We start from the raw sequence: 26,401 nt of genomic DNA, 5'->3' as shown, positions 1-26,401 counted from the left end.
GCGTGTCGCACGACGGGTACCCCGACGGCTCATGCCCCACGCGAGGGCGCGGGCAGATGGCGGTGCAGCCAGGGAGCCGTGGTGAGGACGAACAGGCCGAAGGCGAGCAGCAGGATGACGTCGGCCGTGCCCGCGCCGAGGGTGCTGTGCCGCACTCCGTACACCGCGTACAGGTTGGACGCCAGGTCGGCGAGCATCGTCAGGCAGGTGAGGTACAGGCCGCCTCGGCGGGCCTTGAGGAGCAGGACGCCGGAGAGGGAGTCGAGGACGATCAGTGAGTTCCAGAAGGCGTTGAGCCACATCGGTGCCCAGGCGCGGGAGCGGAAGCCCCACAGCACGAGGTCGACGACGTGCACGCACGCGCCGTACAGCATGACGGCGCCGATGACGACTGCCACGGCGCGGGGCGTGGCGGGCAGGGCGCGCAGCCCCCGGGGCGGGCGCGGCGGTGCGCCTGGGGGATGCGGCGCGCGGCGGCGCGCCGGGGAGCTGTCCCCGGCGCGCCGCCGCGCCTCGTCGCTTCGCTGGTCCACCTGCGGTGGCTCCTCCTTCTGTCGCTGCCCGGCGGCCGGTGGCCGGCGGGCAGACACGTGTCGTCCCTGCTCCCCCGTCACACGGGGTCGGCCTCGCGGACCGGTTCGCGCGCGGTGTCGGTGGGCGTGGCCGGGGCCGGGGCAGTCCACCGCTGCTCCTGGCGGGTGAAGAGGTATCCGGCCGCCGTGAGGACGACCGCCGCCATCATCACGAGCATCACCTTGAAGTTCACCACAGCGATGAGGGCGGCGCCGCAGGCCATGGCCAGCATCTGCGGCAGGGTCATCATGAGGCTGAATCCGGAGTAGACCCGGCCGACGAGTTCGGGCGCGGTGTGGCGCAGGCCGACCGTGGTCAGGCCGACCACGATCCACGGCATGCTCGCGCCGCACAGGACCATCCCGGCGCCGACCGCGGCGACCGCCGGAACGGTCTGCAGCAGCGCCCCGGCCGAGAAGGCCACCATGCCGAGGGCGACCAGTCTGCCCTCGCCGACGCGCCGCCCGATGCGGGCCGCCGTGATCCCGGCCGCGATGGCACCGGCGCCCTGCCCGGCGAGCAGTACGCCGAGGAAGGACGGGGGCCGTCCGAGGCCGTCGTCGACGACGGCGAGTCCGACCGTCTCGGCCAGGCCCATGGCGACCATCGTCAGTGCGGACGCGATGGTGAGCTGGCGCAGCACGACCGTCTTCGCGAGGTGCCGTACGCCTTCGGTGATCTCCCGCCGCCAGCTGTCGCCGCTGCGCTCCGGCGTGCTCTCCGGGTGGCGGACCGCCGTCAGGAAGGCGACGGCGGCCAGCATCAGGGCGATGTTCACACCGACCACGGCGTGCGCGCCGAGTGCCGCGTACAGGCCCGCGCCGGCGAGCGGGGAGATCAGGCGCAGGCCCTGCTTGACCGTCTGCGTCAGCGCGTTGGCGTCGGCGAGCCGGTCCTCGGGTACGAGCACGCGCAGGAAGGCCGCCTGCGCCGGGTCCACGAAGCTGTACGAGAGGCCGTAGAGCAGCATCACCACGTAGATGAGCCAGACCTGCCCGCTGTCCTGGACCAGGAGCAGCGAGGCCACCACGGCGCCCGTACCGAGGTACAGGCCCATGAGGAGCGGGCGTCTGCGGTGCCGGTCGGCGGTCATGCCGCCGACCGGTGCGCAGAGCGTCCCCACGATCACCAGGAAGAAGGTGAACGCGGCGGCGGAGTTGCTGCCCGTCAGCTCCTTGACCCAGATGCCCGCCACGAGCCAGAGCATCGTGTCGCCGAGGATCGCGCAGAGCTGTCCCAGGATGAGCCACCGGACAGTTCGGTCGGCCAGGAGCCGTCCCATGCGTTGTGCTTCCCTTCGTGGTGGTGGCAGGTCGTGCTCACGCGTCGCCGTCGAGGGCCTCGGCGAGGACCGCACCGATCGCGGCGGCCCCCTCGGCTCCGAACAGGTCGGCGTGGCGGCAGTCGACGGGGTGGTCGGTGATCGCGCCCACCACATGCGGCTGCCAGGCCTCCCGTGCGGTGACCGCGTCGGCCGGGCGCCCGCGCGTCGCGGTCACGAACAGGACGTCGCAGTCGACGGCGCCGGGCGTGTGGTCGCGGATCAGGCGGCTGCTGTGCACGGCGGTGTCGAGCACGGCTGCCACGGTGGCCTCGTCCAGCTGGAGACGCCCGGCCTGCTCAGCGCCCAGCAGCGCGAACACGTCACGGCGGTCCGCGCCGCGCTCGACCAGGTCGCGCACCGCGCTCCCCGCTCCCGGCAGCAGCGCGGCGAGCACTTCCTCCTCGGCCTCCGCGTCGAGGACGGCCGGGTCCTTGACCGCGTCGTCGGCCGGATAGGAGTCGAGCAGCGCGAGGAACGCGACCTGCTCGCCGTCCTTCTCCAGGAGCCGGGCCATGGCGTGCGCGACGGTGCCGCCGAGCGACCAGCCGAGCAGGTGGTACGGGCCCGTGGGCTGCACGGCCCGGACCCGGGCGACGTAGTCCTCGGCCATCTCCTCGATGGAGGCGGGCCTGGCGCCCGGCTCCGTGATGCCGCGCGCCTGAAGGCCGTACACCGGGCGCTCCGCGTCCAGGTGCCCGAGCAGAGCCGCGTAGTTCCAGCTCAGTCCGAGGACGGGGTGCACGCAGAACAAGGGTGCCGCGCTGCCGGTGGTGCGCAGGGGCAGGAGCACGTCGAGGCCGTTGTCGGCGGTTCCTTCGCCGAGCCGCGCGCCGATCCCGGCGGCGGTCGGGGTCTCGAACAGCGCCCGCAGTCCGATCTCGCTGCCGAACGTCCTGCGCACCGCGCCCATCAGGCGTACGGCGAGCAGCGAGTGCCCGCCGAGCGCGAAGAAGTCGTCGTCGGGTCCGACTTCCGGTACGCCGAGGGCGTCGGCGAACAGCGAGCACAGCACCAGTTCCTGCGGGCTGCCCGGGGCACGTCCCGCTCCCCCGACGGGCAGCGCCGGGGCGGGCAGGGCCCGCTTGTCCAGCTTCCCGTTGGGTGTCGTCGGCAGTGCGTCGAGGTGCACGAAGGCGGAGGGCACCATGTAGTCGGGCAGCAGGCCCATGGCGTACGCGCGCAGCCGGGCCGGGTCCGTCGTGTCCCCCGCCTCCGGTACGACGTACGCCACCAGGCGCCTGTCCCCCGGCCGGTCCTCACGGACGACGACGGCCGCTTGCCCCACGTGCTCGTGGCGCAGGAGTACGGCTTCGATCTCGCCGGGTTCGATGCGGAAGCCACGCAGCTTGACCTGATCATCGGCCCGGCCCACGAAGACCAGCTGACCTTCCGCGTCCCAACGCACCAAATCACCCGTGCGGTACATACGCGCGCCAGGCGTAAAGGGGTCAGCCACAAAGCGCTCCGCCGTCAGGCCCGGACGCTTCAGGTAGCCGCGCGCCAACGCCGCGCCGGACACATAGAGCTCACCCACGACACCCTGCGGAACCAGACGCAGATGGGCGTCCAGAACATACAGGCGCGTGTTCCACACCGGACGGCCGATCGGGACCGAGCCACCCTCCACACCCGCACCCGTGCCGAAGGTGACCTGGATCGTCGTCTCCGTCGGACCGTACAGATTGACCGGCGCCACACCCCACACATCCACCGCGGAGGCAGCAAGCGACGCACGCAGCGGCTCACCACCAGCGAACACCCGCCGCAATGAAGCGACTTCACTCGCCTGCGGCACCTCAAGCACCGCCGCGAGCAAGGTGGGCACGAACTGCGCCACCGTCACCTCATGCTCCCGCATGAACGCCACCAAGCGCTCCGGCTCCTTGGCCACCTCATCAGAAGCCACCACCACCGCAGCCCCCGACACCAACGGCAACCACGACTCCCACACCGCCGCATCAAACCCCGGAGACGTCCGCGCCAGCACACGATCACCAGCCCCGACACCGAACTCGGCCCGCATCCACAGCATGTGGTTCACCGCAGCACCCTGCGACACCACCACACCCTTCGGACGACCCGTCGAACCCGACGTATAGATCACATACGCGCCGTCCCCACCCGACACCGCGGGCAGTTCGGCGGCCATCGCACGCCCCCCGCCGACGGCGACTCGCGGGAGGTCGGCAGGCACGAGACCCGCCGTCTCCTCCGCCACGACAACCGCGACCGGCCGCGCCTCCTCCAGGACTCCGGCGATCCGCTCCGGCGGCAGGCCCGCGTCCAGCGGCAGCCACGCCGCACCCGACAACGCCACACCCACCTGCGCCACCACCCAGTCCACCGAGCGCGGCACCACCACACCCACAACCGAACCGGCACCGGCCCCACTCGCCATGAGCCGTGCGGCCAAGTCGCTGGCTCCGGACCACAACTCGGCGTACGACAGTGCTGTTTCACCATCCGTGACGGCCACCGCATCAGGATGCGAGGCGGTCTGCTCCCGCAGCAGCGACAGCAGCGTCGCCCCCTCCGGGGTCTCGGTCGTGTTCCCCGTGCCCCACGCGGCCAGCCGGTCGCGTTCGTCGTCCGCGAGCAGTTCCACGTCGCTCACGCGGGCCTCGGGCTCCGACACCGCACCGGCCAGGAAGCGCCCGAAGGAGTCGGCGAGGAAGCGCGCCGTGGCGGCGTCGAAGAGGTCCGCGGAGTACTCCAGCTCGCCGTCCAGGTCCTGCCCCAGCGTGAGGGAGAGGTCGAACTTGGCGGCCGTGGCGGCGACGGGTTCGGGGCGGGCGGTGAGGCCGTCGAGTTCGGTGTGCGGCACCTCCGTGTTCTGGAGGGTGAGCATGACCTGGAAGAGCGGGTGGCGGGCCATGGACCGGGCCGGGTTGAGGGCCTCCACGAGGCGCTCGAAGGGCAGGTCCTGGTGGGCGTACGCGCTCAGGTCGCGGTCACGGACCCGCTCCAGCAAGGTGTGGAACGTGGGGTCGCCCGAGACGTCGGTGCGCAGGACCAGGGTGTTCACGAAGAAGCCCACCAGGTCGTGGGTGGCTTCGTCGGTGCGCCCGGCGACGGGCGTGCCGACCGGGATGTCGTCGCCGCAGCCGAGGGCGCTCAGCCATCCGGCCAGTGCGGCCTGGAGCACCATGAAGACGCTGGTGTGCGTCTGCCGGGCCAGGTCGGTCACGCGCTCGCGCACCTCGGCCTCGACGCGCAGCGGCACGCTGCCGCCGCGGCCCGTGGACCGGGCGGGCCGCGGCCGGTCGGCGGGCAGGGAGAGCTCCTCCGGGAGGCCGTCCAACATCGCCGTCCAGTAGGCGAGTTGGCGTGAGGCCAGGCTTTCGGCGTCGTTCTCGTCGCCGAGCAGGTCGCGCTGCCAGAGGGTGTAGTCGGCGTACTGCACGGGCAGTTCGGGCCACTCGGGGGGCAGGCCCGCGCGGCGGGACGCGTAGGCGGTGGTGAGGTCGCGGACGAGGGGGGCCGTGGACCAGCCGTCGGTGACGATGTGGTGCAGGACGAGCAGCAGGACGTGCTCGTCGACCGCGAGCCGGAAGACGGTGGCGCGCAGCGGCGGCCGCTCGGTGATGTCGAAGGTGGTCGCGGCCTCCCGCGCCAGGGCGGCGTACAAGGCCTCCTCATCGTCGCGTACGTCTGCGAGGCGCACGTCGGGCGTCGTCGCGTCCGCCGCCCGGACGACCTGGTGCGGCTCGCCCCCTGACTCGGGGAAGACGGTCCGCAGGCTCTCGTGCCGGGCCACGACGTCGGCGAGCGCCTCACGGAGCGCGTCGAGGTCGAGGGTGCCGGTCAGACGCAGTGCCATCGGCACGTTGTAGGTGGGTGTGGGACCGGTGAAGGCCTCCAGGAACCACAGGCGCTGCTGGGCGAAGGAGAGCGGGAGGCGTTCGGGTCGGGCGGCGGGGAGCAGGGCGGGGCGCCCGGACTCGTGCCGCTCGTCCAGGGCCGTGGCGAGCGCGGCGACGGTGGGCGCCTCGAAGAGCGTCCGCAGCGGCACCTCCGTACCGAGGACGGTACGGATCCGGCTCGCGAGGCGGGTGGCGAGCAGCGAGTGGCCGCCGAGCGCGAAGAAGCTGTCGTCGATGCCGACCCCCGGCACGCCGAGGACCTCGGCGAACAGGCCGCACAGGATCTCCTCGCGGGGCGAGCGCGGCGCGCGCCCGGCTTCGGTGGGCGCGAACTCCGGCTCGGGCAGCGCCTTGCGGTTGACCTTGCCGTTGGGCATCAGGGGCAGCGCGTCGAGGGCCGTGAACGCGGACGGCACCATGTAGTCGGGCAGGCTCGCGGCGAGGCGTTCGCGCAGGGCGGCGACGCGGTCGGGAGTACCGACGGCGTAGGCCACGAGGCGCTTGTCCCCCGCCTCGTCCTGGTGCAGGCGTACGACGGCCTTGCCGATGCCGGGCTGCGCCTCGATCGCGGCCTCGATCTCGCCGAGTTCGATGCGGAAGCCGCGCAGCTTGACCTGGTCGTCGGCGCGGCCGAGGAACACGAGCTGGCCGTCGGCGCCCCAGCGCACCAGGTCGCCGGTGCGGTACATGCGCTCGCCCGTGGCGAACGGGTCGGCCACGAAGCGCTCCGCCGTCAGGCCCGGGCGCTTCAGGTAGCCGCGCGCGAGGCCGGTGCCGGAGACGTACAGTTCGCCGACGACGCCCGGCGGGAGCAGGCGCAGGCCCTGGTCGAGGACGTAGACGCGCTTGTTCCAGATGGGGCGGCCGATGGGCGGGATGGTGGGGTCGGCGATCGGGTCGCTCATCGACGCGCAGACCGTCGCCTCGGTCGGGCCGTACGAGTTGATCATGCGGCGGTCGCGGTACCAGCGCCGCACCAGGGCGGGCGAGCTGGCCTCGCCGCCGACGATCAGGGTGCCGCCCTCGGGCAGCGACCCTTCGGGCATGACGGCGAGCCCCGCGGGCGGCAGGTCGATGTGGGTGATGCCCTGCTCGGCGACGAGGGCGACGAGCGGGTCGCCCGGCATCATGCGCTCCAGCGGGGCGATGACCACGCGGGCGCCGCTGAGCAGCGCGGACCACACCTCGGAGACGTGGCTGTCGAAGCTGAGCGAGGAGAACTGCAGGACGCGGCTCTCCGGCTTGGTCGCGTACCACTCGACCTTGGACCAGCCGAGGCTGGGCAGGCCCGCGTGCGGCACGACGACGCCCTTGGGCCGCCCCGTGGAGCCCGAGGTGTAGATCAGGTACGCGGGGTGGTGCGCGCGCAGCGGCGCGGCCCGGTCGGCGTCGTCCAGGTCGGTGGTGGCGTACCCGGCGAGCTCCGTGCGCAGTGCGGGCGCGTCGAGGACGACCGCGGTGCGCCCGTCGAGCGGCAGCCGCCCGGCCACCTCGGACACGGTGACGACGAGCGCCGGGTCGGCGTCGTCGAGCATGTAGGCGATGCGGTCGGCCGGGTACTCGGGGTCGACCGGCAGATAGGCGGCGCCGGACTTCAGGACGGCGAGCAGCGTCACGAGCATCCGCTCGCTGCGCGGCATCGCCATGGCGACGAACCGCTCCGGGCCCGCGCCGCGCGCCACGAGGAGCCGGGCGAGGCGGTTCACTTCGGCGTTCAGGGTCGCGTACGACAGCTCCGTGCCTTCGTAGGCCACGGCCACGGAGTCCGGGGAGCGGCGCACCTGGTCCTGGAGGAGTTCGTGGATGAGCCCGTCCGGGATGTCCTGGCGGGTGTCGTTCCACTGGTTGAGGAGCAGGTCGCGTTCCGCGGGTGTGGTGAGGTCGTGGTGGGCGATGCGCCGGTCGGGCGCCGTGCACACGGCCTTCAGGAACGCGGCGAGCCGGTCCGCGAACGCCTGGGCCGTGCCGTGGTCGTACAGGTCGGCGGAGTAGTCGACCGAGCCCGTGATGCCGCCGGGCGCGCCGTCGGTGAAGGTCTCCCCCACGTCCACGGAGAGGTCGAACTTGGCTCCGCCGCGCGGCAGTTGCTCGGCGGTGACGCGCAGGCCGGGGAGGTCCATCGCGGGCAGGTCGGTGTTCTGGAAGGCCAGCATGACCTGGAAGAGCGGGTGGCGGCCCAGCGAGCGCACCGGGTTCAGGACCTCCACCAGACGCTCGAACGGCACGTCCTGCTGTGCGAACGCCGCCAGGTCCACTTCCCGCACACGGCCGAGCAGTTCGCGGAAGGTCGGGTCCCCGGAAACATCCGTGCGCAGCACCAGCGTGTTCACGAAGAAGCCGACCGCGTCCTCCAGGGCTTCGTCCGTGCGGCCCGCCACCGGCGAACCGATCGGCACGTCGTCCCCCGCGCCCAGGCGGGCGAGGAGGGCGGCGAGCGCCGCCTGGAGGACCATGAAGACGCTGGTACCGGTGTCCTGGGCGAGCCGCGCGAGGCGCGCGTGCACCTCGGCGTCGACGGCGAAGGCCACGCTGCCGCCCCGGTCGCCGCCCGCGTTCGGGCGTACGCGGTCGCCGGGCAGGGTCACTTCCTCCGGGAGCCCCGCCAGCGCGGTCTCCCAGTACCCGATCTGCCGCGCGAGGACGCTGTCGGGGTCGCTCTCGTCGCCGAGCAGCTCGCGCTGCCACAGGGCGTAGTCGGCGTACTGCACGGGCAGCGGCTGCCACGCCGGAACCCGGCCCTCGGCACGGGTCGCGTACGCCGTCGACACGTCCCTGGCCAGCGGCGCCAGCGACCAGCCGTCACCGGCCACGTGGTGCAGCACCAGGAGCAGGACGTGGCTGTCCGCCGCGACCGAGAACAGCACGGCCCGCAGCGGCAGCTCCGCCGCGAGGTCGAAGCCTTCCTGGACGGCGGTGCCCAGGGCGTCCGCGAGGGCGTCCTCGGCGATGTCTGTGAGGGTGAGCGGCACCGTCGCGGCCGTGGTGGAGCGCACCACTTGCTCCGGTTCGCCGTCCCGCTCGGGGAAGACGGTGCGCAGGCTCTCGTGCCGCTCCATGACGTCGGCGAGCGCGGCACGCAGCGCCTCGCGGTCGAGACGACCCGTGAGCCGCAGCGCCAGCGGCATGTTGTACGCGCCGCTGTCCGGCTCCAGGCGGTTCAGGAACCACAGGCGGCGCTGGGCGTACGAGAGCGGGAGGCGCTCGGGCCGGGTGGCCGGGAGCAGGGCGGGACGGTCCTCCGAGGCGGCCTGGTCCAGGGCGGCCTGCTCCAGGGAGGTGGCGAGCTCGGCCACGGTCGGCGCCTCGAAGAGCGTCCGCAGCGGCATCTCGACGCCGACGGCGGTACGGACACGGCTGGCGAGCCGGGTCGCGAGCAGCGAGTGACCGCCGAGGGCGAAGAAGTTGTCGTCCACGCCGACACGCTGCTCGTCCAGGCCGAGCACGGCCGCGAACAAGGCGCGCAGCAGCTCCTCGCGCGGTGTCGCGGGCGCGCGGCCCGCCTGGGCCGGGGCGAACTCGGGCGCGGGCAGGGCCTTGCGGTTCACCTTGCCGCTGGGCAGCAGGGGGAAGGCGTCGAGGGCCACGACGAGCGACGGCAGCATGTACTCCGGCAGCGTCCGGGCCAGGGCCGTGCGCAGCCCGGCTGTGGCGTCCGCCGCGCCGACGACGTACGCGACGAGGTGCTGCTCCCCCGCGGGCGTCGAGTGCGGCGCCACGACGGCGCGGGACACACCGTCCAGGGCCTCGATGGCGGCTTCGATCTCGCCGGGTTCGATGCGGAAGCCACGCAGCTTGACCTGGTCGTCGGCCCGGCCCACGAAGACCAGCTGACCTTCCGCGTCCCAACGCACCAAATCACCCGTGCGGTACATACGCGCGCCAGGCGTAAAGGGGTCAGCCACAAAGCGCTCCGCCGTCAGGCCCGGACGCTTCAGGTAGCCGCGCGCCAACGCCGCGCCGGACACATAGAGCTCACCCACGACACCCTGCGGAACCAGACGCAGATGGGCGTCCAGAACATACAGGCGCGTGTTCCACACCGGACGCCCGATCGGGACCGAGCCACCCTCCACACCCGCACCCGTGCCGAAGGTGACCTGGATCGTCGTCTCCGTCGGACCGTACAGATTGACCGGCGCCACACCCCACACATCCACCGCGGAGGCAGCAAGCGACGCACGCAGCGGCTCACCACCAGCGAACACCCGCCGCAATGAAGCGACTTCACTCGCCTGCGGCACCTCAAGCACCGCCGCGAGCAAGGTGGGCACGAACTGCGCCACCGTCACCTCATGCTCCCGCATGAACGCCACCAAGCGCTCCGGCTCCTTGGCCACCTCATCAGAAGCCACCACCACCGCAGCCCCCGACACCAACGGCAACCACGACTCCCACACCGCCGCATCAAACCCCGGAGACGTCCGCGCCAGCACACGATCACCGACCCCGATGCCGAACTCCGCCCGCATCCACAGCATGTGGTTCACCGCAGCACCCTGCGACACCACCACACCCTTCGGACGACCCGTCGAACCCGACGTATAGATCACATACGCGCCGTCCCCGCCCGACACGGCGGGGACCTCGGCACTCGCTGCCTGCTCGCCGTTCAGGACGACGTGGGTGAGCTCAGGCGGCACGAGACCCGCCGACTCCTCCACCATGACAACCGCGACCGGCCGCGCCTCCTCCAGGACTCCGGCGATCCGCTCCGGCGGCAGGCCCGCGTCCAGCGGCAGCCACGCCGCACCCGACAACGCCACACCCACCTGCGCCACCACCCAGTCCACCGAGCGCGGCACCACCACACCCACAACCGAACCGGGGCCAGCACCCGTCGCCACCAGACGCGCAGCCAGGTGACCGGCGGCACCCAGCAACTCCTTGTACGAGAGCGTGGATTCGCCATCCATGACGGCCACCCCGTCAGGGTGCGCGGCGGCCTGCTCCCGCAGCAGCGACAGCAGCGTCGCCCCCTCGGGGGTCGCCACCTCGTTGCCCTGTCCGCCTGCGAGCGCGGCCTCGTGCTCGCTGTCCGTGAGGAGTTCGAAGGTGCCGAGGCGGCGGTCCGCGTCCTTCACCGCGGCCGTCAGGAACGTGGTGAGCCGGTCGGCGATGCCCTGGGCCGTCGCCCGGTCGAAGAGGTCCGTGGCGAAGTCGAGGGTGCCTTCGAGGCCCGCGGCGGCGCCGTCCTCGTCGTGTCGTTCCCGCAGGTTGACCATGAGGTCGAACTTCGCGGCGACCGGTGCGCCCGGCCCTTCCTCGACGCGCAGGCCGGGGAGGTCCACGACGGGCAGCTCGGTGTTCTGGAAGGCCAGCATGACCTGGAAGAGCGGGTGGCGGCCGAGGGAACGTGCCGGGTTCAGGACCTCCACCAGACGCTCGAACGGCACGTCCTGGTGCGCGAACGCCGCCAGGTCCACTTCCCGCACACGGCCGAGGAGTTCGCGGAAGGTCGGGTCCCCGGACACGTCGGTGCGCAGTACCAGCGTGTTCACGAAGAAACCGACCGCGTCCTCAAGAGCCTCGTCCGTGCGGCCCGCCACCGGCGAACCGATCGGCACGTCGTCCCCCGCGCCCAGGCGCGAGAGCAGCCCCGCGAGGGCCGCGCGCACCACCATGAAGACGCTCGCCCCGCTCGCGCGGGCGAGGTCCACGAGCTGTGCGTGGGCCTCGGCGTCCACCGCGAAGGGCACGGTGCCGGCGCGGTGGCTGGGACGGGCGGGGCGGGGCCGGTCGACGGGAAGCGGGAGCTCCTCCGGGAGGTCCGCCAACGCGTCGCGCCAGTAGGCGACTTGGCGGGCGAGGAGGCTGTCGGGGTCGCTCTCGTCGCCGAGCAGCTCGCGCTGCCACAGGGCGTAGTCGGCGTACTGCACGGGCAGCGGCTGCCACGCCGGAACCCGGCCCTCGGCACGGGCCGCGTACGCCACCGACACGTCCCGGGCCAGCGGCGCCAGCGACCAGCCGTCACCGGCCACGTGGTGCAGTACGAGGATCAGGACGTGGCTGTCCGGGCCGGTCGCGCACAGGCGCGCGTACACGGGGAGGTCGGTGGCGAGGTCGAAGCGGCGGCGGGCGGCCTCGGCGAGCTCCGCCGCCAGGTCGGCCTCGGCGCACTCGCGTACGTCGAAGGGCACGGTCGCGCGGTCCGGGGGCAGGACCACCTGGTGCGGTGCGCCGTCGCTCTCGGCGAAGACGGTGCGCAGGCTCTCGTGGCGTTCGACGACGTCGGCGAGCGCGGCGCGCAGGGCCTCGCGGTCGAGGCGGCCCGTCAGGCGCAGCGCGAGGGGCATGTTGTAGGCGTCGCCGCCGGGCTCCAGGCGGTCGAGGAACCACAGGCGGCGCTGGCCGACGGAGAGCGGGAGGTGCTCGGGGCGCGGGGTCACGGCGCGTACGGCGGGCCGGGTGCCGGTGGCGCCCTGGCGGGCGCGGGCGGCGAGGCCCGCGACCGTCGGGGTGTCGAAGACGGCGCGCAGCGGCAGTTCCACGTCGAGGGCGGCGCGGATGCGGCTGATCACGCGGGTGGCGAGCAGGGAGTGGCCGCCGAGCGCGAAGAAGTCGTCGTCGACGCCGACCCGCTCCAGGCCGAGGACCTCGGCGAAGATGCCGCAGAGGGCTTCCTCGGTGGCGTCCGCGGGGGCGCGGCCCGTGCTCGCCGCGGTGAACTCGGGGGCGGGCAGGGCCTTGCGGTCCAGCTTGCCGCTGGGCGTCAGGGGCACGGCGTCGACGGGGATGACGGCCGACGGGACCATGTAGTCGGGGAGCGCGGCGGCCGCGTGGGCGCGCAGCGCCGCTTCGTCACCGGGGGCGTCCCCGTGGACGTACGCGACGAGGAGCTCGTCGCCCGCGGCGCGCTCGTGGACGACGACGGTCGCCCAGGACACGCCGGGGGCGGTGGCGAGCACGGCCGCTATCTCGTCGAGTTCGACGCGCAGGCCGCGCAGTTTGACCTGGTGGTCGGCGCGGCCGACGAAGACGAGGTGGCCGTGGCGGTTCCAGCGGACGAGGTCGCCGGTGCGGTACATGCGCGCGCCGTCCGCGAACGGGCTCGCCACGAAGCGCTCGGCGGTCAGGCCGGGGCGGCCCGCGTAGCCGCGGGCGAGCTGGTCGCCCGCGAGGTACAGCTCCCCGGTGACGCCGGGCGGCACGGGGCGCAGGGTGCGGTCGAGGACGTACACCTGGGTGTTCCACACGGGGCGGCCGATGGGCACGGTGCCGCCGGTCTCCTCGGGCGTCGCGCGGTGGTAGGTGACGTCGACGGCGGCCTCGGTCGGGCCGTAGAGGTTGTGCAGGCGGGTACCGGCGGGGCCGAGGACGTCGTGGAAGCGGGCGGCGAGGTCGGCGGGCAGGGCCTCGCCGCTGCACACCACGTGGCGCAGGCTCGTGCAGTCGGCGGCGGCCGGTTCGTCGACGAAGGCGTGCAGCATGGACGGCACGAAGTGGGTCATGGTGACGCCGTGGCGCCGGACGGTCGCGGCGAGCCGCGCGGGGTCGCGGTGGGCGCCGGGCTCGGCCATGACGAGGGTCGCGCCGCAGAGCAGCGGCAGGAAGAACTCCCACACGGACACGTCGAAGCTCGACGGCGTCTTCTGCAGGACGCGGTCGGCGGCGTTCACGTCGTACGCGGCGCGCATCCACAGGAGCCGGTTGACGATCGCGTCGTGCGGGACGGCGACGCCCTTGGGGCGGCCCGTGGAGCCCGAGGTGTAGATCATGTACGCGGCGTTGCGGGGCCGCAGGGGGGCGGTGCGCTCGGCGTCGGTCAGGTCGTGGGTGGCGTACTGCTGAAGGCGGGAGCGCAGGGCGGGGTCGTCGAGGGCCAGGGGTGCGGGCGTGCGCGGGAGCTGGGCGGCCAGGTCGACGGTGGTGAGGACGGCGACGGGGGCCGCGTCGGCCAGCATGTACGCGATGCGGTCGGCCGGGTAGTCGGGGTCGACGGGCACGTAGGCCGCGCCGGACTTGAGGACGGCGAGGAGGGCCACCATCAGCTCGACGGAGCGGGGCACGGCGAGCGCGACGGTCGTCTCGGGTCCGGCGCCCAGGGCGACGAGGTGGCGGGCCAGCTGGTGGGACCGGGCGGAGAGCTCCCGGTAGGTGAGGGTCTCGTCGCCGAAGACCAGGGCGGGGGCGTCGGGGGTGCGGGCGGCCTGCTCCTCGATGACGGCCGGCAGGGTGGTGGCGGGGACCTCGCGCGCGGTGTCGTTCACGTCGGCGAGGGCACGGCGGTCCGCCGGGGTGGCGATGTCGTGCCGGGCGAGCGGCAGGTCCGGCGCGGCGCACACCGCGGCCAGGAAGGCGGCGAGCCGGTCCGCGAAGGCCTGGACCGTCTCGCGGTCGTACAGGTCGGCGGAGTAGTCGACGCAGCCCGTGATGCCGCCGGGCGCGCCCGCGGTGAAGCTCTCCCCCACCTCGACGTGCAGGTCGAACTTGGCGCCTCCGCGCGGCAGTTGCTCGGGGGCGACGCGCAGGCCCGGCAGGTCCACGACGGGCAGGGCGGTGTTCTGGAAGGCCAGCATGACCTGGAAGAGCGGGTGGCGGCCGCGCGACCGCGCCGGGTTCAGGGCCTCGACCAGGCGCTCGAACGGCACGTCCTGGTGCGCGAAGGCGGCCAGGTCCGCGGCGCGGACGCGACCGAGGAGTTCGCGGAAGGTCGGGTCGCCGGACACGTCGGTGCGCAGCACCAGCGTGTTCACGAAGAAGCCGACGGCGTCCTCCAGGGCCTCCTCCGTACGGCCCGCCATGGGTGAGCCGATCGGCACGTCCTCGCCCGCGCCGAGCCGGGCGAGGAGCGCGGCCAGGGCGGCCTGCACGGCCATGAAGACGCTCGCCCCGCACTCCTGGGCGAGCCCCGCGAGGCGCGCGTGCACGTCGGCGTCCACGGCGAAGGGCACGCTGCCTGAGCGCTCGCTGCTCACGGCGGGGCGCGTCCGGTCGCCCGGCAGGCCCGCCTCGTCCGGCAGCTCAGCGAGGGCGCCGCGCCAGTAGGCGATCTGGCGGGCCATCAGGCTGTCCGGGTCGCTGTCGTCGCCGAGCAGCTCCTGCTGCCACAGCGCGTAGTCGGCGTACTGCACGGGCAGGGGCTCCCACCCGGGGGCCCGGCCCTCGGCGCGGGCCGCGTACGCCACCGACACGTCCCGGGCCAGCGGCGCCATCGACCAGCCGTCACCGGCCACGTGGTGCAGCACCATCAGCAGGACATGGCTGTCGGGTGTGACCGAGAACAGCTCCACGCGCAGCGGCAGGTCGGCGGCCAGGTCGAAGCGGTGGCCCGCCGCGGCGGTGAGGGCTTCTCGCAGCTCGTCCTCGGAGCAGGAGCGTTCGACGACGTCGAGGCGCACCTTGTCCATGCGCAGGATGCGCTGGCGCGGTTCGCCGTCGCGCTCGGGGAAGACGGTGCGCAGGCTCTCGTGGCGTTCGACGACGTCGGTGAGGGCGGCGCGCAGCGCCTCGCGGTCGAGGCTGCCCGTCAGGCGCAGCGCCAGCGGCATGTTGTAGAGCGCCGTGCCGTCCTGGAGGCGGTTGAGGAACCACAGGCGGCGCTGGGCGTACGACAGCGGGATCATTCGTCCTCCTCGGGACGGCGCATGCGGCGCAGGACGGGGCGGCTCGGGCGGCCCTGCTCCGTGGTGGTGCTTGCTGCGGTGGCGGCGGCCTGCGCGAGGCGGGCCACCGTGGGGTTCTCGAACAGGGCGCCGAGCGGCAGGTCCACGCCGAGGGCGGCGCGGATGCGGCTGATCACGCGGGTGGCGAGCAGGGAGTGGCCGCCGAGGACGAAGAAGTCGTCGTCGACGCCGACCCGCTCCAGGCCGAGGACCTCGGCGACGATGGCCGCGAGGGTCTCCTCGCGGTGGTCGCGCGGGGCCCGGTAGGCGGTGTGCTCGTCCGCGCGGACGTCGGGCGCGGGCAGCGCGGACCGGTCGAGCTTGCCGCTCGGGGTGAGCGGCAGCGCGTCCAGGGTGATCAGGTGCGCGGGCACCATGTAGCCGGGCAGGGCGCGGGCGGCGTGCTCGCGCAGCACGCCGGGGAGTCCGGCGTCCGGGGTGCCCTCGGGGACGACGTACGCGACCAGGCGCAGGTCCCCGGCGGGGCCCTCGGCGGCGGTGGCGACGCAGTGGGCCACGGCGGGGTGCGCGGCCAGGACGGACTCGACCTCGCCGAGTTCGATGCGGAAGCCGCGGATCTTCACCTGCTGGTCGGAGCGGCCGAGGTAAGCGAGCTGGCCGTCAGCGGTCCAGCGCACCAGGTCGCCGGTGCGGTACAGGCGGGCGCCGGGCGTGAACGGGCTGGCCACGAAGCGTTCCGCGGTGAGCGCGGGGCGCCGCAGATAGCCGCGGGCGAGTCCGGCGCCCGCGAGGTACAGCTCGCCCGCGACGCCCGGTGGCACCGGCCGCAGGTGCGCGTCGAGGACGTACACCTGGGTGTTGCGCACCGGGCGGCCGATCAGCGGGGCCTGGGCGCTCTCGGTGTCGGCGTGCCAGGCGGTGGCGTAGACGGTGGCCTCGGTCGGCCCGTAGATGTTGGCGATCCGGCCGCAGGGGACGGCGGCGCGGAGGTCAGCCACGGCCTGCGCGGAGAGGGCCTCGCCCGCGAGGACGACGGTGTCGGCGGTGACCTTGCCCGCGGCATCGCTCAGCACTCCCGCGAAGGCCGAGGGCACACCGCTGAGCAGCGTGCCCTCCCAGTGCGGGAGTTCGCCGAGCGCCAGCAGGTCCCGGACGATCTCGACGCGGCCGCCGCAGGCCAGCGGCCCGAACAGCTCGAAGACGGAGACGTCGAAGTTGAGGGAGGTGGCGCACAGCGTCTTCGCCAGGCGCTCGGGGCCGAACTCCTCGACGGCCCACAGCGCGAGGTTCACCGCGTTCGCGTGCGGCACCACGACGCCCTTGGGCCTGCCGGTCGAGCCGGAGGTGTAGATGGCGTAGGCGGGGTGGCCGGGGAGCAGCGGGGCGCGGCGGTCGGCGTCGGTGAGCGGAGTCGCGGGGTGCGCGGCGACGGCGGCGGCTGTCGCGGGGTCGTCGAGGACCAGGCGGGGCACCTCGGCCGTGGCGGGCGCGGTGGCCGCCGTGGTGACGAGGAGCGCGGGACGGGCGTCGCCCAGGATGTGGGCGATCCGGTCGGCGGGGTAGGCCGGGTCGACCGGGACGTAGGCGGCGCCCGCCTTGAGCACGGCGAGGACGGCGACGAGGGTCTCGGCGGTGCGGGGCAGGGCGAGGGCGACGAAGTCCTCGGGTCCCGCGCCCCGTTCGACGAGGTGGCGGGCGAGCCGGTTGGCCCGCTCGTCGAGCTCCCGGTAGGTCAGGGTGGTGTCCGCGGCGAGGACCGCTTCGGCGTCGGGGGTTCGGGCCGCCTGCGCCTCCACGAGGGCGTGCAGGGTGGTGGGCGGGGTGGGGCGCGCCGTGGCGTTCCAGCCCTCGACGATCAGGGTGTGCTGCTCGGGGGCGAGCACCGGGGCGGCGCCGACGGGCTGGTCCGGTGCGGTCGCGGCCGCGTCCAGGAGGCGGGCGAACGACGCGGCGAGGCCTTCGACGGTGGCGGCGTCGAACAGGTCCGTGGCGTACTCCACTTCGCCCTCGATGCCGAGGGCGGTGCCGTCGTCGGCGTACCGCTCGGTGAGGCTGAAGGCGAGGTCGAACTTGGCGGAGGCGGCGCCGGCCCGCTCGACCGTCGCGTCGAGCCCGGCGAGGCCGACCTCGGCCGCCGTGGTGTTCTGGAACGTGAGCATCGTCTGGAACAGCGGGTGGCGGGCCATGGACCGGGCCGGGTTGAGCTGCTCCACCAGGTGCTCGAAGGGCACGTCCTGGTGCGCGAACGCCGCGAGGTCCGCCTTCTTCACGCGGGCGAGGAGCTCACGGAAGGTCGGGTCACCCGACACGTCGGTGCGCAGCACGAGGGTGTTCACGAAGAAGCCGACGAGGTCGTCGAGCGCGACATCGGTGCGCCCGGCCACGGAGGTGCCGAGGACGATGTCGGTGCCCGCGCCCCACCGCGACAGGAGCGCGGCGAGCCCGGCCTGTACGGCCATGAAGGGGCTGGCGCCGCCGTCGCGGGCGAGGCGGGCCAGGGCGGCGTGGGTGTCGGGTCCGAGCCGCACGGGCACGGTGGCGCCCCGGTGGCTCGGGGTGCGCGGGCGCGGCCGGTCGTAGGGGAGCTGGAGCTCGTCGGGCGCCCCGGCCAGCTCGGTGCGCCAGAACGCGGTCTGCCGCGCGGCCGGGCTGTGCGGGTCCGCCGCGTCACCGAGCAGCGCGCGCTGCCACAGGGCGTAGTCGGCGTACTGCACGGGCAGCGGTTCCCACCCGGGCGCCCGGCCCTCGGCGCGGGCGGCGTACGCGAGGGAGACGTCGCGGGCGAGCGGGCGCATGGACCAGCCGTCGGCGGCGATGTGGTGCACGACGAGCAGCAGGACGTGCTCGTCGGTGTCGACGCCGAACAGATGGGCGCGCAGCGGGAGTTCGTCCGTGAGGTCGAACGCGCGGGTGATGGCGGCGGCCAGCTCGTCGTCCAGGCGGGCGCGCGGGCAGTCGCGGACCTCCGGCTCGACGGGCCCGGCGGGGCGCACGAGCTGGTGGGGTTCGCCGTCGGTCTCCGGGAATACGGTGCGCAGGCTCTCGTGCCGCGCCACGACGTCGGTGAGGGCCGCGGTGAGCGCCGCGCGGTCCAGGGCGCCGCGCACGCGCACGGCGAGCGGCATGTGGTAGGCGGCGGAGCCGCCTTCGAGGCGGTTGAGGAACCACAGGCGCCGCTGGGCGTACGACAGGGGTACGGCGGCGGGCCGGTCGGTGGCGGTGAGCGGCGGCCTCGCGTCGCCCGCCGTGGCGGCGAGGCGGGCCGCGAGCCCGGCCACGGTGGGCTGCTCGAACAGGTCCTTGATCTGCACCTCGGTGCCGAGTTCGGCGCGGATGCGGCTGGTGAGCCGGGTGGCGAGCAGGGAGTGCCCGCCGAGGTCGAGGAAGCTGTCGTCGATGCCGACCCGCTCCACGCCGAGCACGTCGGCGAAGAGCGCGCACAGCGCGGCCTCCCGCTCCGTGCGGGGTGCGCGGCTGGTCTCGGCGGCCTCGAAGCCGGGGCGCGGCAGGGCCTTGCGGTCGAGCTTGCCGCTGGGTGTCAGCGGCCAGCTGTCGAGGGTGAGGAACGCCGAGGGCACCATGTGGGCGGGAAGCTCGGCGCTGAGGTGGGCGCGCAGCGCATCACCGTCCAAGGACGGGGACGGGGACGGGACCGCTTCGGCGGGCAGGACGTACGCCACGAGCCTGCCGTCGACGACGGCCGCGGCCGCCTGTCCGACCGCGGGGTGTGCGCTCAGGGCGGCCTCGATCTCGCCGAGTTCGACGCGCTGGCCGCGGATCTTGACCTGGTGGTCGGAGCGCCCGGCGTAGCGCACGCGGCCTTCGGCGTCCCACGACCCGAGGTCGCCGGTGCGGTACATGCGGGTGCCGGGCGGGCCGTAGGGGTCGGCCACGAAGCGTTCGGCGGTCAGGGCGCGCCGGTCCAGGTAGCCGCGGGCGAGCTGGGTGCCCGCGAGGTAGAGCTCGCCGGTGACGCCCGGGGGCACCGGGCGCAGGGCCGCGTCCAGGATGCGGATCTGGGTGTTCCAGACGGGGCGGCCGATCGGCACGGTGCGCGGTACGTCCTGCTGGGGGCAGGTCCAGTGGGTGACGTCGACGGCGGCCTCGGTCGGCCCGTACAGGTTGTGCAGCGGGGCGTCGGAGATCTCCCGGAAGTCCTCGACGAGGTCGGCGGGCAGGGCCTCGCCGCTGCTGAAGACGCGGCGCAGGCTCGTGCGGCCCCGGGCGGCGGGCTCGTCGGTGAAGGCCCGCAGCATCGACGGCACGAAGTGCGTGGTGGTGACGCCGGCGTCCTGGATGAGCCGGGCCAGGAGCGCGGGTTCGCGGTGCGCTCCGGGCGGCGCGACGACGATCGAGGCGCCGCTGATCAGCGGCCAGAAGAACTCCCACACCGAGACGTCGAAGCCCGACGGGGTCTTCTGGAGCACCCGGTCGGTGGCGTCGAGACCGTACTGGTGCTGCATCCACAGGAGGCGGTTGACGATCGCCGCGTGCTCCACGACCACGCCCTTGGGGCGGCCGGTGGAACCGGAGGTGTAGATGACGTACGCGGGGGTGCGGCCGGTCGGCCGCTCCGTGTCCGGATCGGTGGCGGGGCGGGACCGCACGCGCGCCATGACGTCGTCGCTGTCCAGGGCGAGGGCCGGGACGTGGCAGGGCAGGCCGGGGGCGAGCGCGGTGCTCGTCAGGACGAGGTCGGGCGCGGCGTCGGTGAGGATCTGCGCGGTGCGCGACGCGGGGTGGTCGGGGTCGAGCGGCACGTAGGCCGCGCCGGTCTTGACGATGGCGAGCAGCGCGAGGACGAGCTCGGGCGAGCGCTCCAGGGCGACGCCGACCTTCGTCTCCGGGCGGGCTCCGCGCTCGCGCAGGTGGTGGGCCAACTGGTTGGCGCGCGCGTTGAGTTCGGCGTACGTCCAGGTGGTGTCGCCGTGGTGGAGGGCGGGCGCGTCGGGGGTGCGGGCGGCCTGCTCCTCGACGAGCGCGGGCAGGGTGGTGTCGGGCACCGGGTGCGCGGTCGCGTTCCACCGGGTGAGGACCTGGTCGCGCTCCTCGGGGGTGAGCAGGTCGAGGCGGGCGAGCGGGGTGTCCAGGTCGTCGGCCAGGGCTTCGAGGAGCCGGTGCAGGCGCAGGCCGATGCGTTCGGCCTCCTCGCGGCGGAGGACGTCGGGGCGGTGGTCGAGGGCGATGCGCAGGTGCCCGCCGTCGTGGTGGCCGGGCAGCACGACCAGGCGCAGCGGGTAGTGCGCGCCGTCGTGGACGGTGACGTCGGTGACGGCGAGTCCGCCGCCGGGCAGCCGCAGTGCCGCCATGTCCACCGGGTAGTTCTCGAAGACCAGGCAGGTGTCGAAGAGGGCGCCGAGGCCGGTCACGGTGTGCAGGTCGGTGAGGGCGACGTGGTGGTGCGGGGTGAGCGCCGACTGCTCGGCCTGCACCGCGCCGAGCAGCTGGGCGGCGGTCGCGCCCGGCGTGGGGCGCACCCGGACCGGCACGGTGTTGATGAGCAGGCCGACGACGTCCTCGGCGCCCGGCAGGTCGGCGGGGCGGCCGGAGACGGTGGCGCCGAAGAGCACGTCGTCGCGTCCGGTGAGCGCGCCGAGCAGGATGCCCCAGGCGCCCTGCACCAGCGTGTTCAGGGTCAGGCCCCGGCCGCGCGCGGCGGCGAGGAGGCGCTGGGTGAGGTCGGCGGTGAAGTCGAAGGACACCCGCTCGGGCCGCTGGGGCAGGTCGGCGCCCGCGGGGGCGGCGATGAGGGTGGGTTCGTCGACTCCGGCGAGCGCGTCCGTCCAGGCGCGCAGCGTCTCGTCGTGGTCCTGGCGGGCGAGCCAGCCGAGGTGGTCGCGGAAGGGCCGCACCGCGGGCAGCGTGCGGGCGCCCTGGGTGTACAGCGTGAACAGCTCGCCCATCAGGAGCGCGGTGGACCAGCCGTCGAGGACGACGTGGTGGTTCATGAGGACGAGCACGTGCCGGTCGGCGGCGAGCCGCAGCAGGCCGAAGCGGACGAGGCGGGGCGTCGAGACGTCGAAGCGCTCGGCCCGGTCCGCGGCGAGGATCTCGTCGAGCCGGCCGCGCAGCTCCGTCGGATCCAGGTCGCTGAGGTCCGTCTCCCGCCAGTCCAGGGGCACGTCGCGGGCCACGACCTGCGTCCAGGTGCCGTCGTCGCCGCGCTGCCGGAACGCGCTGCGCAGCACCGGGTGGCGGCGCACCAGCTCCTGCGCGGCGGCGCGCAGCGCCCCGGCCGCGGCCGCGTCCAGGGGGCCGGTGAGCTCGAAGGCGAACTGCGCGGTGTACACGTCGGCACCAGAGGTGTCGTACAGCGCGTGGAACAGGAGCCCTTCCTGGAAGGGCGTGACGGGCAGGACGTCCTCGACACCGCCGTAGGCGGGGGTGAACTCCGCCTCCAGGGCGTCGATGTCGGGCTGCGTCAGGGCGACGAGGTCCAGGTCCGACGGTGTGTGTCCGCCCGCGCCCGGGGTCCGCGCGTGCCGTACGAGGGTCTCCAGGGCGCGCTGCCAGGTGTCCGCGAGCGCGGCGACCTCGTGCGCGTCGAAGAGGTCGCCGGGCCAGCGCCAGACCACGCTCAGCTCGTCGCCGTCGCCGGTCTCCCGGGCGATGACTTCGACTTCCAGGGCGTGGGCCAGCGGCATCCGCGGGTCGGCGCCGCCGTGGAGTCCGTCGGCGTCGACGGCCCAGGCGAGGTCGCCCGCTTCACCCGCATCGCCCGCCACGCCCGCGCCGTCGGTGACGAGGCCGGACATGCGGCCGAGGTAGTTGAAGCCGATCTGTGGGTGCGGCCGCGCGCCGAGCACGGCGGCAGTGTCCGCGTTGAGGTAGCGCAGCAGGCCGTACCCCAGGCCGTGGTGGGGCAGGGCGCGCAGGTGCTCCTTGACGGACTTGATGAGAGCGCCGGTGGCCGCGCCTCCGGTCCACGCGCTCGCGAGGTCGCCGGGCGTGTCGAGGCGGACCGGGTACAGAGAGGTGAACCAGCCGACGGTGCCGGTCAAGTCGGCCCCGAGGCCGCCCGTGCCTCCGGCGTCCCCGAGGGACCTCAGGGACTCCGTCTCACGGCCGTGCCCCTCGACGTCGACGCGGACCGGCCCCGTCGCGCGGCCGGTGGCGCCCCGCCAGTCGGTGACGGCGAGCGCGAGGCCCGCCAGGAGCACGTCGGTGGTGCCCGCGTGGAAGGCGGCGGGCACGGAGGTGAGCAGCGGGACCGTCAGGTCGGCGGGCAGGGTGCGGGTCAGCCGGGCCTCGGTGGCCACGGTGTCGCGGGCCCGGTCCAGTGGACGGCGGCCGAGCGGCTGCTCGTCCTCGCCGAGGACGTCCTGCCACAGGGCGAGTTCGGCGGTGTGCTCCGGTGCGTGGGCGAGGCGTACGGCCTGCTCGGCCCACTCCTTGAGCGGGGTGGTCGGCGGGGCCGGGTCCGGGGCGGTGCCCCGCGCCTCGGCCTCGTAGGCGGCGACGAGTTCGGGCACCAGGATGCGCCAGGAGACGCCGTCGACGCACAGGTGGTGCAGGACGAGCACGAGGCGGCCCGAAGCGTCGGGGCCGCGGTCGCACCACACCGCTTCGACCAGGGCGCCGTCCCGGGGCGCGAGGCGGCGCGCGGCCCGCTCGCGCTGGTCGTCGGCGAACGCGCGCAGGGCGTCGCCGTCCAGGTGCGCGGCGTCGACGCGCGTGACGCACTCCTTGGCGGACACCGTGTCGCGCGGGGCCACCGCCAGCTGCCAGGCGCCGTCCTCGTCGGTGAGCCTCAGGCGCAGCGCGTCGTGCCGGTCGAGCAGGTGCTGCACGGCGCGGACCAGGGCCTGTTCGTCGAGGTCCGCCGGGACGCTGAGGACCGCCGACTGGTGGAACGCGTCGATGGGGCCGCCGCGTTCGCGCAGCCACTCGACGATGGGCGTGGCGGGCACGGGGCCGGTGCCCGCGTCCGGGTCGCGCTCGGCCGCGGCCGGCTCCTCGGTGCCGCAGACGCGGGCGAGGGCGGCGACGGTGCGGTGCGTGAAGACGTCGCGCGGCGTGAACACCAGGCCCGCGGCGCGCGCCCGGCTGGCGAGCTGGATCGCCATGATGCTGTCGCCGCCGGCTTCGAAGAAGCCCTCGTCGACGCTGACGGACTCGACGCCGAGCACCTGCGCGTACAGGGCGCACAGCGCCGTCTCGGCCGGGGTCGCCGGGGCCCGCCCGGTCTCGGCCGCGGCGAAGACGGGCTCGGGCAGCGCCCTGCGGTCGACCTTGCCGTTGTGGGTGAGCGGCAGCGTGTCCAGGGCGACGAAGGCGGCGGGAACCATGTACGAGGGCAGGTCGCGGGCGGCGTAGGCGCGCAGGTCATCGAGGTCGAGGGCGGCGGCCGCCCCGGCCCTCTCCGCGTCGCGCGACGCGGCCTCCTCGGCGACGACGTAGGCGACGATGCGCTTGTCACCGCGCGGGCCGGTGCGGATGTCCACGGCGGCGTGGGCGACGCGCGGGTGCGCGGCGAGAGCGGACTCGATCTCGCCCGGTTCGATGCGGAAGCCCCGGATCTTCACCTGGTCGTCGGCGCGGCCGACGAACTCCAGGTCGCCGTCGGTGTTCCAGCGCACCAGGTCACCGGTGCGGTACATGCGCGTCCCCGCGACGGCGAAGGGGTCGGCGACGAAGCGTTCGGCGGTCCTGCCCGCCTGCCGGACGTAGCCGCGCGCGAGGCCGATGCCCCCGGCGTACAGTTCGCCGACGCTGCCCGGCGGCACGGGCCTGAGGCCCTCGTCGAGGACGTAGGCGCGCATGCCCTGGAAGGGGCGGCCGATGGGCAGGGGGTCGGGCACCTCGGCCTGCGGGGGCAGCCGGTGGTGGGTGATGAAGGTGGTGGCCTCGGCCGGTCCGTAGCCGTCGACGACGGTGAGGTCCGGGCAGGCCTCGCGGATCCGGCGCACGGTCGCCGCGGGCACGACGTCGCCGCCCGCCCACAGCTCGGTGAGCCCCTTGAGGCAGCCGGGGTCCTCCTCGGCGATGAGCCGGAACAGTCCGGCCGTCAGCCACAGCGAGGTGACGCGGTGCCGGACGAGGGTGGCGCCCAGGGTGGGGATGTCCAGTTCGCCGGGGGGTGCGACGACGACCTCGCCGCCGCCGAGGAGCGGCACCCACACCTCGTACGTCGCGGCGTCGAAGGCAGCGGGCGAGTGGAGGAGCACCCGCTGCTGCGCGCCGCCGCGCCAGACGCTGTCGAGGGCGAGTCCGAGGATGTCCTCGTGCGTGATGGCGACGCCCTTCGCGGCGCCGGTCGAGCCCGAGGTGTACATCACGTACGCCAGCTGTGCGGGGCGGCAGACGACGTCGGGCTCGTCGACGGGCTGTCCGGCCCGGACGGCGGGGTCGTCGACGGCGAGGGCGGGCACGCCGAGCGCGCGGGCCCGCTCGGCGGTGGTGCGGTCGCAGAGCACCAGGGACGCGCCGGTGTCCCGCGCCATGGCGCGCAGGCGCTGGTCGGGGTGGCGGAGGTCGACGGGCACGTAGCAGCCGCCCGCCTTGACGACGGCGAGCAGGGAGACGACGAGGTCGGCGGTGCGCTCCTGGAGCACGACGACGGGCGTCTCGGCGCGTACGCCGAGTGCGCCGAGCCGGTGCGCCAGCTGGTTGGCGCGCTCGTCGAGCTCGCGGTAGGTCAGGCGCTCGTCGCCGCAGGTCACGGCGGTCGCGTCCGGGGTGCGCAGGACCTGTGCGCCGAAGCGCTCGGTGAGGGTGGTGGCCGTGGGGTCCTCACGGTGCGGGGTGCTGATGCCGCCGGTCAGGACGTGGCGGCGCTCGGCCGGCGTGAGCAGTTCGGTGCGGCCGACCGTGGCGCCGGGGTCGGCGGCGGCCGCGCACAGGAAGGAGAGCAGGCGCTGCTGGTGTCCGGTGGCCTCGTCGGGCGTGTACGAGGCGGCGTTGGCCTCGACTTCGAGGATGATGCCGTCGCCGCCGTGGTCCTGCACGACGACCGAGAGGTCCTCGGCGGGCCCGGCGAGGTAGGTCTGGGCGCCGACGGCGTCGCCGAAGCGCAGTCCGCCGCCGAACGGCAGGATGTTGACCTGCGTCGTGAACAGGGCGTCGGTGGTGCCCAGGTCGGCGCGGATCTCCTCGGAGAGGTAGCGCTGGTGGCGCAGTGCGCGCTTGGCCTCGACGGACGCCTGCCGCACGAGATCGGTCCAGGAGGCGCCGGGGTCGACCTCCAGGCGCAGCGGTACGACGTTGGAGACCATGCCGGGCGTGGCGCGCAGGGCCGCGTTGGTGCGCGCGGTCACGGGCAGGCCGAGCACCACGTCCCGCTCCCCCGTCATCCGGTGCAGATATCCGGCGGTGGCGGCGATGACCAGGGCGGGCAGGGCGCTGCGGGCCGTACGGGCGGCCTGGCGCACGGTGTCCGCGTCCGCGGTGCCGATGCGTCCGACGCGGCGCGTCGCGCTGCCCGCGGGGGCGACGGGACGGCCCGAGAGCGCGAGGGGCGTCGGCAGGTCGCGCAGCCGCTCCGCCCAGTAGGCGCGATCCTCGTCGTACGCCGCTGAGGCGCGGTAGTCCGCGTCCTGCGCGAGGAGCTCGGGCAGCGTGCCGAAGGTGCGGCCCTGAGGCTCCTCGGCGCGGGCGAGCGCCGTGTAGATGTCGGCCACGCGGCCGCTGATGAGGGCGCCGGAGTAGCCGTCGGTGACGAGGTGGTTTCCCTGGAGGTAGAGCAGGTGCCACTCCGGGGAGAGCCGGAGCACGGCGACCGTGAACAGTGGGCCCGCCACCAGGTCGACCGGACGCTCCACGGACTCCCGCATCCACCGCTCGGCGGCCTCGCGCGGCAGCAGTTCGCCGCTGAGGTCGACGTAGGGCAGCTCCCAGTCGTCGGGGCGCTCGCGCCGGACCTGCACAGCGGTGGCGCCGCTCTCCTCGAACCGCACGCCGAGCGCCTCGGTCTCCGCGATCGCCTGCCGTGCGGCCCTGAGGAGCAGCTCGGGCGTCAACGGCCCGCGGATATCGGTGTATTGGGCGACGTTGTACGCGCTGCTCACCGAATCCAGCTGCTGCGCGAGCCACACGCCGCGCTGCGCGCGTGAAAGCGGCGAACGGTCCAGGCCAAGCAT

General features: G+C 74.3%; 4 protein-coding genes. All 4 read right to left on the bottom strand.

Annotated elements, in window-relative coordinates; translation table 11 throughout:
- Positions 1-29 precede the first annotated feature (29 nt).
- Positions 30-533 carry a hypothetical protein gene (locus AC5WAM_RS41870; protein WP_495520969.1) on the bottom strand — a complete coding sequence of 168 codons (504 nt, stop codon included), beginning with the start codon at positions 531-533 and terminating at the stop codon, positions 30-32.
- 77 nt (positions 534-610) lie between these two features.
- A complete protein-coding gene (locus tag AC5WAM_RS41865; protein ID WP_495520968.1) occupies positions 611-1,855 on the bottom strand; it encodes an MFS transporter in 1,245 nt (414 codons plus the stop codon).
- A 37-nt stretch (positions 1,856-1,892) separates the two neighbouring features.
- A complete protein-coding gene (locus AC5WAM_RS41860; RefSeq protein ID WP_495520967.1) occupies positions 1,893-15,323 on the bottom strand; it encodes a non-ribosomal peptide synthetase in 13,431 nt (4,476 codons plus the stop codon).
- Positions 15,320-26,401, bottom strand: a complete 11,082-nt coding sequence (locus AC5WAM_RS41855) for an amino acid adenylation domain-containing protein (protein ID WP_495520966.1) — start codon at positions 26,399-26,401, stop codon at positions 15,320-15,322. Before AC5WAM_RS41855 ends, AC5WAM_RS41860 begins: the two co-directional genes overlap by 4 nt.

The organism is Streptomyces sp. JLYT201 (assembly GCF_059448825.1).
Note: the sequence above shows the minus strand (reverse complement) of the source record. Positions and strands in the feature narration are given on the sequence as shown.

Coding starts and splice junctions, on each gene's coding strand:
- AC5WAM_RS41860 (WP_495520967.1), bottom strand. CDS start 15,323: ATGATCCCGCTGTCGTACGCCCAGCGCCGCCTGTGGTTCCTCAACCGC.
- AC5WAM_RS41865 (WP_495520968.1), bottom strand. CDS start 1,855: ATGGGACGGCTCCTGGCCGACCGAACTGTCCGGTGGCTCATCCTGGGA.
- AC5WAM_RS41855 (WP_495520966.1), bottom strand. CDS start 26,401: ATGCTTGGCCTGGACCGTTCGCCGCTTTCACGCGCGCAGCGCGGCGTG.